This is a genomic window from Cohnella thailandensis, from assembly GCF_014212135.1.
Taxonomy (GTDB): Bacteria; Bacillota; Bacilli; order Paenibacillales; family Paenibacillaceae; genus Cohnella; species Cohnella thailandensis.
In genome coordinates this window covers 180730-194945 of the sequence record NZ_JACJVQ010000007.1, presented here as the reverse complement: position 1 = coordinate 194945, position 14216 = coordinate 180730, and the positions used below count along the sequence as shown (strand labels likewise).

Below are 14216 nucleotides of genomic sequence, written 5' to 3'. Positions count from 1 at the left end.
TCCATACGACAATGTAAAGACAACTGATGGTTGTAAAATAGACACTCTGTCAGTATATATAAAACTATGGACATCTATTGTCAAGTTGAAGAACGAAAGGGGGAACGTTTTTGCTTAAGCAAAGAGTGCTGCTGACCGGTGCAACGGGAGGAATGGGCTTCTGGGTTCTGCAGGAATTATTGAAGGATACGGACAAGCAAGAAATTGCGATCCTGGTCTTGGATACGGAGACGGACAGACGGAAGCTGGAGGGCTTCGAGAATCGGAATGGTCTTACCGTTCATTGGGGAGATGTAACGGACTACCAAGACGTTTACGAATGTGTGCAAAACGCGGATATTGTCCTGCATGTTGCGGCCTTGGTATCCCCGGCCGCCGATTACAACCCCAAGCTGGCGATGAAGGTAAATTACGGCTCGATGAGGAATATCGTTCGTGCCATCGAGGAACAGAACCGTATGGACGAAGTCAAGGTCGTATCGATCGGAACGATTGCCGAGACGGGAGACCGCATGCCTCCGATTCATTGGGGGCGTGTCGGCGATCCCATCAAGCCCAGCGTTTACGACTATTATGCGGTATCCAAGATTGCCGCGGAACGTCACTTGATCGAATCCGGATTGAAATATTGGGTCAGCCTCAGGCAGACCGGCATCATGGGACCGGCCATGAGCAAGATCAAAGACGCCATCATGTTCCATAACTGCTTGGACAATGTCCTGGAGTATGTCTCCGACAGGGATTCGGGAAGACTGTTAGGGAATTTATGCCGTAGAGAGCATACCGGCGAACTGTCGGACAATTTCTGGGGGCATATTTACAATATCGGCGGAGGAGAAAGCTGCCGGGTCGATACTTACGCCATGTACAAGAAGCTGTACGGGGCTATAGGCTTCAAGGATCTTAAGCACGTCATCGACCCCAAATGGTATGCGACACGAAACTTCCATGGACAATATTATCTCGATTCGGACAAGCTGGAGGAGCATCTCCAATTCAGACGGGATTCGATGCAATATTTCTACGATGCTTATCTGGAAAACCTGGGAGCCCCCGCGACGATTTCCCGAATGATTTGCCGTCTGCCCGGAGGACAGAACCTGATGGGAAGCCTGATGAAGCGTATTTTCTTGAAGGAGGCGAGAACGGAGCACGGCACGGTTCGGTTTATCGAGGAAAATCTGCAGGAGAAAATCGATGCTTATTGGGGCAGCAGAAAAGCTTGGGAAGCGATCCCCGACAACATTAACGATTTTCAGCATTTTCAGGATTGGGATAAAGTCGTGCATATCGATCACGGGTACGACGAATCCAAACCGGAGAGCGAATTGGAGCTGGAGGACATGAAGGGGGCCGCCAGGTTCAGAGGAGGCGAATGCAGTTCGGAGAACATGAGCAAAGGGGATTGGAGAGGCAAATTGACTTTCTCCTGCGCCTTCGGTCATGAATTCGAAGCCAGTCCTCGTCTGGTCCTGGAAGGCGGTCACTGGTGTCCGGATTGCGAGCGCAATAGCTGGAATTATGCGGCAAGGGCCAAGGTAGATCCGTTCTTCGCTCAAGTGTGGTATCCGCTTCATGATGCGGATGAGCCGGAACGGGAATACCGCAAAGCGGTGTCGGAGCTGGACTTCTAATAGCAAAGTACAAGAAAAACGGCGGGTTCCTCCAAAGGCGTGCATTGCGCTAAGGGAAATCCGTCGTTTTTTAGCATTTCATTTTGCATGAATAAGAGCGATTTGGTTTGGCTGATTCAACCGCAAGAAGGGCATTCGACTGATTCTCATGGTTTTGACGATATCGCGAGATTCCTGGAGAGAACGCTTGAGAGAGTCCAATCGCGCGGAGGGAGCGATGTAGGAGGTTCGCTGCTATAACGATCATTTGGAGGAGGACCTCTCCCTTGTATTTCACTCTAAACGGTTCCACTTCAATCCGTCATACCTATCCCGTCTCTTCAAACAGGAATGTGGCTTGAATCTTTCGGAATTCATCGATAAGGCAAGGGTGAAGAGATCGAAGGAATTGCTGCCCAAGAAAGTTTGGAAATTCATGCAATCGGCACAACCCATTTTGAACCCCGTATTCCCCGTTTTTTTGAAAATTCTCGTCGTGTTTTTATAAGATCGAGCCGACCCGCCTGAGCTAAACTGATAGCATCTCTTCATTGCGCATTAAACAGAACCGGGGGAACGACCACGATGGATTTTCAGGAAGCGCTGCATTTCGAGGACAAACCGAACGATCTGCTGACGGTCGGAGAGCTTCTCGTCGATATGATCTCCGATGAATACGACGACACCTTCATGTCCAACGGATATACGAAATATCCGGGAGGATCGCCTTCCAATATCGCGATCAACGCCAAGAAGCTGGGCATTCGCTCCCAGATCGCTGCCTGCGTCGGAAACGACGGCTTCGGCGACTACCTTTTAGAATGGCTTAGCCGGGATGGGTTAAGCACGCACTTCGTCCAACGGGCGGACGAATCGACAAGCATGGTCGTCGTGACCCGAAGCCGGGCGACCCCGATTCCGATCTTCTATCGGGGAGCCGATTACAAGCTCTCCTATTCTCCATTGCTGGAAGGAGCGCTGCTGAATTCAAAGGCGATGCATTTCTCCTGTTGGCCGCTCTCCAGAGTTCCGTCCCGCCAAACGATTGAGCGAGCGATCGATATCGCCAAGGCTCATGGGGTTAAGATCGGCTTCGACCCCAACTACCATCGGATGATCTGGCAGAAGGGGGAGGACGGCGTCTCTTATGTTAAATCCATTCTGTCCAAGGCGGATTTCGTCAAGCCGTCCGAAGACGACGCGGAGCGATTGTTCGGCCAAGACACCCCAACTAACCAATTGGAGAAGTTCTTGGAGTTAGGGGCCAAGCTGGTCATTTTGACTCTCGGCAAGGACGGTGCTCTCGTCTCGAACGGGAAGGAGACGAAGGAATTCGCGACAATGGCTTCCGAGGTGGCGGATACGACGGGGGCGGGCGACGCCTTCTGGTCCGGCTTCTACGCGGCCGCGCTCAAAGGCTATCCGCTGGAAGAAGCCTTGAGGCTCGGCTTCGCCGTCAGCGCCTATAAGCTGAAGTACGCCGGTGCCGTCGTCGATCTGCCGAAACTAGAAGAAATCAAGATTCAATATCGCTTATAGGAGGCGTTGACCGTGCCCATTCAGAATAAAGTGCAATTAATCACCTACCCGGATTCCATGGGTGGGGATCTGCGCACGCTTAACGAACTGCTGAGAAAGCATTTTGCCGATATCTTCGCGGGCGGGGTGCACATTCTTCCGCCATTTCCTTCCTCGGGAGACCGAGGCTTCGCGCCGCTTACTTACCTGGAGATCGAACCGAGCTTCGGAACCTGGGACGACATTCGCGAGATCGGGGAAACGTTCGACGTTCTGGTCGACCTGATGGTGAATCATATTTCCAGACAGTCGCCGTACTTCCAGGACTTTCTCGCCAAAGGGCGCGATTCCGAATATGCCGATCTGTTCATTCCGCTCGAGAAAATATGGGAGGACGGCACGCCCGTTCAGGAGGACATTGACAAGATGTTCTTGAGGCGTCCGCGGCCATACTCGGCTTACCGAATAGGGGAGAATGGCGAAGAAGCGAAGGTTTGGACAACCTTCGGCAAGACGGATCCTTCGGAGCAGATCGACCTGGATATCCGATCCGAAATCACGAGGCGCTTGCTGCGAGCGTTCTTCGAGAATTTCAAGCGGAACAACGTGAAGATCGTTCGTCTCGATGCCGTCGGCTACGTGATCAAGAAACTCGGAACGAGCTGCTTCTTCGTCGAGCCGGACATTTACGAATTCCTGGAAGAAATCAAAGAACTCGCCGACTCGCTGGGGATCGAGCTGCTGCCCGAGGTGCACGCGCATTACAGCACGCAGTTCAAGCTGGCCGATCGAGGCTTCTGGATCTATGATTTTATCCTTCCATACCGCGTGTTGGAGGCGATAATCGGGAAGTCCAACAAAGAATTGAACAGCTACTTAGACGTTCGCCCGCACAAGCAATTCACGATGCTGGATTGCCACGACGGAATCCCCGTCAAGCCGGATATGGACGATCTGATCGACACCGCCGAGGCAAGAAAGCTGGTCGATTTATGCGTGGGCAGGGGGGCTAACCTAAGCTTGATCCTGTCTGACGAACACAAGGCGGAGGACGGCTTCGACGTTCATCAGATCCGCTGCACCTATTACAGCGCGCTTAACGAAGACGATGACGCTTATCTGGCGGCCAGGGCGATTCAGTTGTTCGTTCCGGGAATCCCGCAGGTGTATTACGTGGGCTTGCTTGCGGGGGAGAATGACTTTGAAAGCGTCAAGCGGACCGGCGAAGGCCGAGAGATCAATCGCCGCAATTACTCGGCGGAAGAAGTCGAGCTTGCCCTCGAGAAACCGGTCGTTCAGAGGCTGCTGAAGCTGATTCGCTTCCGGAACGAATACGAAGCCTTCGACGGAGAATTCAGCGTGCTGGCCTCAGCCGCGGACGAGGTTCGCCTGCGTTGGAGCAAAGGAGAACAAGTCTGCGAGCTCTATATCGATCTGAACAGCTGCCGCTCCGCTATTCAATACATCGATCGGGAAGGACGAATGATCTCGTATGAGATTTAAACGATAGAGGAGGTTTCAATATGGCCATCTTGAACCTGCATTTTTTCTCTCGCTGCCTGAAACGCGAAGTCCCGTTGACCGCGCTCCTTCCCGTGGATTCCCCTTTCTTGCCTGCCCAAGAGGATTCAACGTTTCAGCCGCTAAAGGCCTTGTATCTCTTGCATGGCTATTCCGGCACTCATTCGGATTGGGTCAACTTCTCTCGCATACGGGAGCTCTCGGACCGCTATCGGATCGCCGTGTTCATGCCTTCCGGAGAAAACCACTTCTACGTGGACGATGAGGATAAGGGAGCTCTATATGGGGAATACATCGGGAGAGAGCTGATCGACTTTACCCGCAAGCTGTTCCCACTCTCCTCTTCCCGGGAAGATACGTTAATCGGCGGATTGTCTATGGGCGGGTACGGAGCGATTCGGAACGGTTATAAGTATTCGGACCGATACGGTCATATTATCGCATTGTCTTCGGCGCTTATCCCGTATAAAATCGCTAATATGGAACCCGGCTTCAAGGACGGAATCGCCGATTACGGCTATTATCGGAGCGTATTCGGGGATTTGACCAAGTTGCTCGGCAGCGATAAGGATCCGGAAGCGATCGTCCGGCGGCTGTGCGAGAGAGGCGAAGAGCTTCCTAACCTCTACATGGCTTGCGGTACCGAGGACTTCCTATTGGATGTGAACCGGCGTTTCCATCATTTTCTCGAGGCAAATAAGGTCGAACATACCTACCGCGAAAGCGCGGGCGCCCACACTTGGGATTTCTGGAACGAAACGATCGCGGACGGTTTGAATTGGGCATTAGGAGAGCCTCCTGCGTATCCGAAAGCGGACTAGCTTCAAGGCACGCCCCTGATTCTCGATCCCAAGATCGAGGCGGGGGCTTGCTGGATTTTTGGGGAGAAAGTGGAGGGCGCGCGATGCGTACGAACAGTATCGTTTTCAAGTTTGCCTTGCAATTGACTATCATCGTGGCGATCCTGTTCGCTATCCTTGTCCTAAGCAACGTTTACTCGCTGGAAGTCGTGAGGAAGAACACTTTGGATAGCGCGCGCAATACGCTCTCCCTGTATCAAGCGAATATCCGGAATGACTTGGATAGTTTCTCCAAGGACCTGACCGAAATTTTCGAGAACCATGTCGACGCGGCAAGCGAGTTCGAGCAATTAAGCGAGGAAGGACGATACTTCAGGGCGATTCAGCTCAAGAAGGCGCTGACCGCGAAGATGTCCGGCAACGATGCCAGCGACGGACTCTTTATCCGGCTGCCCGGCGAAACGCTGCTCGCTCAGATCAGCTCCCGCATCGACTCCAACGAGAAGCTGGCTCTGATCGACTATATCGAGATGAGGGAATGGGCGCCCGATCCGAACGGCAAAGTAGACGAGTGGACGTCTCTCTCCATTCATGGCGTTCATTATTTGTTTAAATACATGACTTACTCCGGAATTACTTTCGGTACTCTGGTGAACGCCGACACTCTTCTGGACATGGTGAACCGGGGAGGCAACGATCGGAATAGATACGTGCTTAGCGATCGAGATGGATTCCTGCTAACCTCGAACCAAGTAAGCACGGAATCAATCTCATCCATGGACGAGCTGAGGAACGAATATAGCGGCCGATATCTCATGATCTCCGAGCCGATTGCCGAATTCGGCCAGATCACGAACCTTGTCGCCAAGCAGAGCGTGTTCTCCAAGCTGAAAGTGATTCAATGGATTATCGTCCTACTGGCGCTAGTATCGATATTCGTCGTGCCGCTTGTCCTTCGCCGGCTCGCAAGGGATATTCTGAAACCGGTTCTCGAGCTGGTCAAGGCGGCCAAGGAGGTCGAGAAGGGGCAGCCGGAGCTGCAAATTCCGGCAGGCGCGCATTATTCGATGGAATTTACGAAGCTGTTCCGCTCCTTGCAATCCATGGTGAGAGAAATTACGGACCTCAAGATTCAATCCTACGAGGAGCAGATCGAGCGCAGCCGGGCGGAGATCAAATACCTGCAGATGCAGATCCGTCCGCATTTCTTCCTGAATGCCATCTCGACGGTGACCAGCCTGACCTATCGGAACAAGAACGAAGAGATTCGCAGTCTGATCCATCACCTGTCCGAGCATCTGCGTTATATGTTCAAAGTCGGCCTTGCCGTCGTCCCGCTCGAAGAAGAAATAAAGCACGCCGTTAATTATATACGCATGCAGGAGATCCGTTATCCCGACCAGATTTTCCACATGATCGAGGTTCGGGAAGAAGCCGGCTTAGCGCTCGTGCCCCAATTCATGGTTCAAACGTTCGTCGAGAATATCTTTAAGCATGCTATGTTCTACGGCGAGATGCTTTCCATTTATATACGAGCCGGCATAGAGACAAGAGAGGAAGCGCCCTTCGTCAAGATTGTCATCGAGGACAACGGGGGAGGCTTCTCCTCCGAATGGCTGGGAAGCTTCTCGTCCGGCGATGAGCCAGAAGGGGGAACTCATATCGGAATCGCCAACGTCCGGAGAACGCTTCAGCTCTTGTACAAGCGGGACGATCTAATGAACCTGTCCAACGGCGATCCGTCCGGTGCGCGGGTGGAACTCTGGATACCGGTTACGAAAACAGACGAATGAACGGAGTATGCGTAGGAGGAATAGAAATGCGCTGCTTATTGATTGACGACGACATCCCTACGGTCGAGGCGCTGCTTCGCATCATGAATTGGAACGATTACGGGATTGTCGAGACGATGACCGCAACCAATATTCAGGATGCCAAGAGGCTGTTCGAGACCGCTCGACCTGACATTATGATCTGCGACATCGAGATGCCGCGCGGCTCCGGGCTCGACTTGATCAAATGGGTTCGGGAGCGGGAGTATGACGGCGGCTTTATTTTCTTCACCTGTCATGAGAGCTTCGAGTTCGCTTCGACGGCCATTTCGTATAAAGCGGACGCCTATCTGGTCAAGCCAATCGACAAGACGAAGCTGGATGCCGCTCTGCGCAAAGCCGTCGAAGCTCTGAAGCAGAGCCGAATGCTGGACGAATACAGCAAGCTTGGCCTGACCTGGATCAAGAACAAGGAGTGGGTGGAGCGTAATTTCTGGAGGGACATCCTTACGGAAGCGATCTCGCCAAGACAGGACCTTATTCAAAGCGAGATCTGCAAGAGAGAACTGACGTTATCCGTCGAAGGACAATACGTTTTGTTTCTCGTTGGAGTTCCGAGGTCCCAAGTGGAGGGGATGTGGGATAATAGCATCTTTCTGTACGCTTTATCCAATCTAGGCTCCGAGGTGCTTTTTGAACAAGTCAACCACGATCGGGTCATCCCTTATCAGACGGAATCCGCCTTCTACAATGCGATGATCATGGAAGGAACGTACGGCGCGGATCAATTGACGGATATCGGGGAACGGCTGATTGAGCTGTGCAAGCATTATTTAAAATGCACGATAACCTGCTACATCGGCAAGGCGGTCTCCATCTCCGAACTCTCCCGAACTAGAGCGCAATTGGAGCAGCTGGATGCTTCCAATATCATCTTCAGAGGGAAGGTTCATCTGCAGGGAACTCCTTTTCTGTACGACAGGACCGATAGCTATGCTTTGGACATGGACCGCTTCGCGCTCCTATTCGTTCAGAAAGAGAAGGTTCAAATCGTCAACGGACTCAAGAAGGAACTGGAGAGGCTGGCCGAGCAGAACAAGCTGGATCCGGCGACCCTGCATTCGATAAGGGAAGATTTCCTTCAAGTCGTGTATTCCCAGCTCTTGAGAAACCATATCCAGGCGCACCGGCTATTCGCCGACGAAGCCATCCTGCGCTTGGCGCAACAAGCCGAGAGCAGCGTATTCGACTTCATGAAGTGGGCCCAAGCGATCACCGACAAAACGATCGACTCCATTCGGGAGGCGTTGAAGTCCGAAGGGGTCGTCGACAAGGCCAAGCGGTTCATTCATGAGAATTACAAGCAGGAGTTGAGCCGGGAAGACGTTGCGGCTCACGTGTATCTGACGGCGGATTATTTGGCCAAGGTGTTTAAGGCGGAGACGGGCCTTGCCATCAAGGAATACTTGAACGAATGCCGGATAAACGCGGCCAAGCAGCTGCTTCTGGAGAGCAAGGCTAGCGTGAGCGAGATCGCGCTGGAGACCGGCTTCGATACGCTGTCTTACTTCTCCACCGTATTCAAGAAGATGACGGGGGAGACCCCCAACGCGTACCGTTCCAAGCATAAGTCGAATCCATAGGCGAACTCCGCTTTCGATGGGAAGCGGAGTTTTGATTATGCAGAACGGCAATGGGGAGCAGCGCTTGTTTTCTAAAATACAGGCCGTCTTTTTGAAAGCCGAGCTTACCGCTAGCAGGTAAACTGAAAGCGAAATCAACGACAGGAGGCATCATGATGAATAGAAAAAAAGGGATGGCGGCGTTACTTATGTCGGTGACGCTCGGAGGGGCGGTATTGACGGCATGCAGCAATTCGAATACGACGTCTTCGTCCGAAGAAGGCGGCAAGGTGGAGGAGATCGTCTTCGCCATGCCTTCCTTCAACCGGATCCCGGACGACTTGAGCAAGGTGACCGACGCGATCAACGCCATTACGACAGGCAAAATCGGCGTTAAGGTCGATTTTCGAATTTACGGGCCGGCCGACTATGCGCAGAAGGTAAACCTGGCGCTCCAGAGCGGGGAGAAGATGGACGTCTTCACGACGCTAGGCCAGTTCTCGAACTACGTCTCGAAGAGTCAAGTCGCTCCGTTGGACGATCTTCTCGCGGAATATGGCAAAGAAATGACCGCCCTTCTGGAGAAAGACTTCGGTGCGGACATGCTCAAGGCCACGACGATAGGCGGCCGGATATATGGCATTCCGGTGAACAAAGGCATGTCTCTTCCGATTAACTTCGTCTACAATGCGGACATGCTGCAGGCGGCCGGCTTCACGGCAGACGACGTCGAATCGGTGGAGGATCTGCCAGCCATCTTTGAAGCGGTCAAGAGCGCGAATCCGGACGTCGTTCCGTTCGGACCGATCAACGTCAACCCGAGCGACACCGGTCTGATCAACCTGTTGAAGGGGACGTACAAGGTGGATATGCTGACGGATACGACCGGGGTCGGAGTCGTGGTAGGCAATGACGGCAAGGTTGTCAATCTGTACGAGACCGACGCCTTCAAGAACGGCGTTCAAATGATGAGAGATTGGTACGACAAGGGGTATCTGCAGAAGGACGCGGCGACGACGACGATTACCTCCAGCGAGATGGTTTCCTCCGGACGGGAGTTCTCCTTCCTGGGAGGCTACGGCGGCTTGGAGGTCGGGAAGACGATCAGCGCGCAGACGGGCAAGAACGTCGAGACGAAGAGGATCGCTCCGTTCTACTTCGACACGAGCGCGGTCAATTCCGTAAGCTGGATGGTTTCGAGTACATCGAAGGTGCCGGAAGCTTCGGTTAAGTTCCTGAACCTTCTTTATACCGACGAGCAGCTCATCAACACGATCTTGTACGGCATCGAAGGCGAGGATTACGTGAAGGTCGACGAACATCACGTCAAGTTCCCGGATGGCAAGGACGCGAACACCGTCTCGTACACGGCTATGCTTAGTACGGGTATCGTGGGCTCCGAATCGCTTCAGTATCAATTCGAGGGCATCAATTGGTCCGACATCGAAGTGAAGCTGAAGGAGAACAAGGAGACGGAACGCTCGCCTTACTTCGGCTTCATCTTTGATCAGAGCGACGTGAAGACGCAGATCAGCGCCGTAAACAACGTCGTCAACCAATACCTGCCTGGACTCGTTACCGGCTCGCTCGACCCGGAGACGACGCTTCCGAAGTTCGTCAAGGCGCTGAACGACGCAGGCGCGGCGGACGTAATCAAGAGCAAGCAAGAGCAGCTGGATCAATGGCTTGCAGCGCAAGGCAATTAATACGGAAGGGCATTAAGGAGAATGGAGCCTGATGAAGGTTCCATTTTCCTTAATGGAGGAGGGTATGGAATGAGAAACGCACGCGGAACGACGAGCGCGCTCCGGAAGACGGCGCCGCTCCTGATGCTGGCCGCTCCGGGCCTGCTCTATTTTCTGATCAACAGCTATATCCCCATGTTCGGCGTGTTTATCGCTTTCAAGGACATCAATTACGCCAAAGGAATCTTCGGCAGCGACTGGATCGGCTTCGACAACTTTCAATTTCTGTTCAAGACGACCGATGCCTGGATCATGACGAGAAACACGTTGCTTTATAACTTAACCTTTATCGTCATCGGCACGATCTGCTCGATCTTCATCGCGATTCTGATGGCGGAGCTGCTGACGAAGCTATATTCGAAGTTATACCTGTCCGGCCTCGTTCTGCCGAGCTTGATCTCGATGGTCGTGCTGTCGATGCTCGTATTCGCCTTCCTGAACGCGGACAGCGGCTTCGTCAACAAGTCGATTCTAAGACCGCTCGGACTTCCGGAGATCAATTGGTATTCGGAAGCGAAATATTGGCCTTACCTTCTCGTCATTATCCAGATGTGGAAGACGGCGGGCTATGGCTCCATCGTGTACTTCGCTTCCATTGCCGGAATCGATAAGAGCATCTACGAAGCGGCCAAGATCGACGGTGCCGGCAAGCTGAGGCAGATCCGGACGATTACGCTGCCGCTTCTCAAGCCTACGGTTATCGTGCTCGGGCTCATGTCAATCGGACGCATCTTCAACTCCGACTTCGGTCTGTTCTACCAGGTTCCGCTCAATGCGGGAGCATTATACAGCACGACCCAGACGATCGACACGTACGTCTACCGGGCGCTGATGCAGCTTAACGACATCGGCATGTCGGCTGCGGCCGGCCTGTACCAATCGATTGTCGGCTTCGTGCTCGTCCTTGTCGTTAACTCGATCGTCAAACGAGTCAATTCGGAAAATGCTTTGTTCTAGGAGGGATGTCCATGATTCAAACGAGAGGGGAACGCGCCTTCGCCCTGTTCTCCGCCATCCTGATGGGGTTCATCACGCTGGCCGCTTTCTTGCCGTTCATTCTTATCATCATCGCTTCCGTCACGAAGGAGTCCAGCTTGATCAACGACGGATACAGCTTCTTCCCGAAGGAATTCAGCATGGACGCTTACCTCTATCTGAAAGCTTCCGCTTATACGTTCCTTAGAGCTTACGGGGTCTCCTTCCTCGTGACGATCATCGGCACGGCCGTCGGTCTGCTCATCACAAGCATGCTCGCCTATCCGATGTCCCGAAGGGACTTCAAATACCACAACGCGCTGGCTTTCGTCGTATTCTTTACAATGCTGTTCAGCGGGGGAGTCGTACCTTCCTATATCATGTGGACGCAATACTTCCATATCAAAGACTCCTTGGCGGCTTTGATCGTGCCGAACCTGCTTGCGAACGGATTCAACGTGCTGCTCGTCCGGAATTACTTCAAGAGCAACGTGCCGATCGACTTGATCGAATCCGCGCAGATCGACGGAGCGACCGAGATGAGGACGTTCTTCCGGATCATGCTGCCGCTCTCCGTGCCCGTTCTGGCGACCGTCGGCTTGTTTATGGGACTCGCCTATTGGAACGACTGGATTAACGCGCTGTACTACGTTAGTAAGCCGCAATATTACGGAATTCAGAACCTGCTCGTTCAATTGATGAACAACATTCAATACCTGAATTCCGGCCAGGCGGGCAATGCGGTCGGAGCGGGCGCGGTCGAACTGCCGAGCAGCGCCGTCCGGATGGCGATGGCCGTTCTCGGAATCGTTCCGATTCTCGTCGTGCTGCCGCCGCTGCAGAAATATTTGACCCGAGGCGTCGTCATCGGAGCCGTTAAGGGTTGATGGGAATCATTACAGTAGAGGAGATGTTCGCACATGAAAGTGCAAGACGTTATCGATCGAGTATTGGAGAAAAGCTGCGGAGGACGCAAGCTGGAGCAGACTTGCGACGTTCTGGCTAGCGGAAGCCCGGACCAGGAGGTATCGGGCATCGTTACGACGTTCACGGCGACCGTGGACGTGATCCGAGAGGCGATCGCTATCGGAGCGAACCTGATCATCACGCACGAGCCGACTTATTTCACCGGAGCCGACAAGGTGGAATGGCTGGAGAACGATCCCGTTTACGCGGCCAAAAAGAAGCTCATCGACGATAACGGAATCGCGATCTGGCGCTTCCACGACCACATGCATATGGCTAAGAGCGATTTGATCTACGACGGGCTCATCAAAGAGCTTGGCTGGGAGCAGAAAAGGCTCGATCCGTCTTCGCCATGGTCGTATGTCATCGAGCCCACGACCGTCGGGGAGTTGACGGAATTCTTCAAGAGGAAGCTTGGCATGAGCAAAGTGAGGATCGTAGGCAAGCCGGAGTCTCCTTGCTCCAGGATAGGCATTCTGGTTGGGGGAGGCAGCCTGGGCCTCGGTCGAGAGGAGATGCCGATGGAGCTCATGCGCGACAAGGAGCTGGACGTCATGGTATGCGGCGACATAACGGAATGGACGCTGTGCGCGTACGTCAACGACGCCTCCATGCTCGGGATGAACAAGGCGATGATCGTGGTCGGACATGAGCGCACCGAGGAATGGGGAATGAAGTACTTGGCCGAATGGCTTCTGCCGATCGCGGAAGGAGTACCGGTGACGTTCGTCGATGCCAAGGAGCCGTTCGTTTATTTGTGATAGCATGGGTTTGAAGTCACGAGTACGGCCGGATCGATGATTTTAGTAACGGACATGAGAATCCCTTAAACGCCCGTTTGCGATCTCTAGCGTTTTTAACGGACATGTGGAGCTCTTAAATCGATAATTCTCGCCGTCTCGGGCGAAAAAATCGGTCTAGGAGTCTCGCCTGTCCGTTAGGTTTAGTAAAGCTATATTTCTAGCTTTTAAGCGTCTTTCATGTCCGTTAGCTGTATGTTGTCATTTAGCGATCGTTCCCCCAAGGGACGGTCGCTTTTATGGATTGGACATTTTCCGGGATTGGCTTAATGGAATACGTACAGCAGTTTCCGCCATCGACGAGGCATTCCAGTCGCTTGACATCGGCTTCGAGCAAATTGCTGAAGAGCTGTTGTTCGCAATGACAAGCTTGGCGGTAGCGTTTGGCTACTTGGGTGACGGGACAATTCCGTTCGTACAGCTTGTAACTGCCGTCTTCGTTCGCTTCCCATTCGGCCATGTAGCCTCCTGCATTCTGGATGGCCGCCAGTTCGGCAACCTTCTCTTCCAGCGTCTTGTCCTGCAGCCTTCCCCGATATTTAGCTTCAAGCTTCGAACGTCGGCCCGCAAACAGCTTATCGACCATCTCCGTTCCGCCGCTCTGTTCTTCAACCTCATTGAGCAAATCCAAAGTAAGGTGGTGATAACTTTTGGGAAAAAGATCGTCCGCCTGTTCAGTCAGAGAGTATTGATAGAAGGGTCTTCCCATTGGTTGGCGAAGCATCGCGGATTCAACGAGCCCGTCTCTTTCCAACGTTTGAATATGTCTGCGGACTCCCATCTCCGTTATGCCTAGATCCTTGGATAGTTCCGTGATGCTGGAGCTGCCTTTTATTCTAAGTACTTCAAGAAGCTGTCGACGGGTCGTTCCTTCTGTTTGCATC

11 protein-coding genes are annotated in these 14216 nt (G+C 53.1%); 10 read left to right on the top strand and 1 reads right to left on the bottom strand.

Annotated elements, in window-relative coordinates:
- Positions 1-110: 110 nt before the first annotated feature.
- The 10 genes from H7B67_RS10805 to H7B67_RS10760 all read left to right on the top strand — a co-directional run bounded on the left by H7B67_RS10805 (position 111) and on the right by H7B67_RS10760 (position 13293).
- Positions 111-1634, top strand: a complete 1524-nt coding sequence (locus tag H7B67_RS10805) for an NAD-dependent epimerase/dehydratase family protein (RefSeq protein ID WP_185119834.1) — start codon at positions 111-113, stop codon at positions 1632-1634.
- 564 nt (positions 1635-2198) lie between these two features.
- The gene (locus H7B67_RS10800) at positions 2199-3152 is read left to right on the top strand and encodes a carbohydrate kinase family protein (RefSeq protein WP_185119833.1); all 954 of its coding nucleotides are present in this window, start codon (positions 2199-2201) and stop codon (positions 3150-3152) included.
- Between the two features lie 12 nt (positions 3153-3164).
- On the top strand, positions 3165-4634 hold the full coding sequence (gtfA, locus tag H7B67_RS10795) for a sucrose phosphorylase (protein WP_185119832.1): 1470 nt from the start codon (positions 3165-3167) through the stop codon (positions 4632-4634).
- A 20-nt stretch (positions 4635-4654) separates the two neighbouring features.
- On the top strand, positions 4655-5473 hold the full coding sequence (locus H7B67_RS10790) for an alpha/beta hydrolase (protein ID WP_185119831.1): 819 nt from the start codon (positions 4655-4657) through the stop codon (positions 5471-5473).
- A gap of 83 nt (positions 5474-5556) precedes the next feature.
- The gene (locus H7B67_RS10785; RefSeq protein ID WP_185119830.1) at positions 5557-7245 is read left to right on the top strand and encodes a sensor histidine kinase; all 1689 of its coding nucleotides are present in this window, start codon (positions 5557-5559) and stop codon (positions 7243-7245) included.
- Positions 7246-7271: 26 nt separating this feature from the next.
- Positions 7272-8867 carry a helix-turn-helix domain-containing protein gene (locus tag H7B67_RS10780; protein WP_185119829.1) on the top strand — a complete coding sequence of 532 codons (1596 nt, stop codon included), beginning with the start codon at positions 7272-7274 and terminating at the stop codon, positions 8865-8867.
- A gap of 155 nt (positions 8868-9022) precedes the next feature.
- Positions 9023-10552: an ABC transporter substrate-binding protein gene (locus H7B67_RS10775; RefSeq protein WP_185119828.1), complete on the top strand. Its 1530-nt coding sequence runs from the start codon at positions 9023-9025 to the stop codon at positions 10550-10552.
- Positions 10553-10621: 69 nt separating this feature from the next.
- Positions 10622-11548 (top strand): ABC transporter permease, encoded by a 927-nt coding sequence (locus H7B67_RS10770; RefSeq protein WP_185119827.1) that lies wholly within the window; start codon positions 10622-10624, stop codon positions 11546-11548.
- 11 nt (positions 11549-11559) lie between these two features.
- On the top strand, positions 11560-12453 hold the full coding sequence (locus H7B67_RS10765) for a carbohydrate ABC transporter permease (protein ID WP_185119826.1): 894 nt from the start codon (positions 11560-11562) through the stop codon (positions 12451-12453).
- 33 nt (positions 12454-12486) lie between these two features.
- On the top strand, positions 12487-13293 hold the full coding sequence (locus tag H7B67_RS10760; protein WP_185119825.1) for a Nif3-like dinuclear metal center hexameric protein: 807 nt from the start codon (positions 12487-12489) through the stop codon (positions 13291-13293).
- A 244-nt stretch (positions 13294-13537) separates the two neighbouring features.
- On the opposite strand, the gene H7B67_RS10755 is transcribed toward H7B67_RS10760, so the two are convergent.
- Positions 13538-14215, bottom strand: a complete 678-nt coding sequence (locus H7B67_RS10755) for a helix-turn-helix transcriptional regulator (RefSeq protein ID WP_185119824.1) — start codon at positions 14213-14215, stop codon at positions 13538-13540.
- Between the last annotated feature and the right edge of the window lies 1 nt (position 14216).

Bases quoted from the DNA above. Each gene is read 5' to 3' on its own strand.
- H7B67_RS10800 (WP_185119833.1), top strand. From the start codon at position 2,199: ATGGATTTTCAGGAAGCGCTGCATTTCGAGGACAAACCGAACGATCTG.
- H7B67_RS10790 (WP_185119831.1), top strand. From the start codon at position 4,655: ATGGCCATCTTGAACCTGCATTTTTTCTCTCGCTGCCTGAAACGCGAA.
- H7B67_RS10785 (WP_185119830.1), top strand. From the start codon at position 5,557: ATGCGTACGAACAGTATCGTTTTCAAGTTTGCCTTGCAATTGACTATC.
- H7B67_RS10780 (WP_185119829.1), top strand. From the start codon at position 7,272: ATGCGCTGCTTATTGATTGACGACGACATCCCTACGGTCGAGGCGCTG.
- H7B67_RS10775 (WP_185119828.1), top strand. From the start codon at position 9,023: ATGAATAGAAAAAAAGGGATGGCGGCGTTACTTATGTCGGTGACGCTC.
- H7B67_RS10770 (WP_185119827.1), top strand. From the start codon at position 10,622: ATGAGAAACGCACGCGGAACGACGAGCGCGCTCCGGAAGACGGCGCCG.
- H7B67_RS10765 (WP_185119826.1), top strand. From the start codon at position 11,560: ATGATTCAAACGAGAGGGGAACGCGCCTTCGCCCTGTTCTCCGCCATC.
- H7B67_RS10760 (WP_185119825.1), top strand. From the start codon at position 12,487: ATGAAAGTGCAAGACGTTATCGATCGAGTATTGGAGAAAAGCTGCGGA.
- H7B67_RS10755 (WP_185119824.1), bottom strand. From the start codon at position 14,215: ATGCAAACAGAAGGAACGACCCGTCGACAGCTTCTTGAAGTACTTAGA.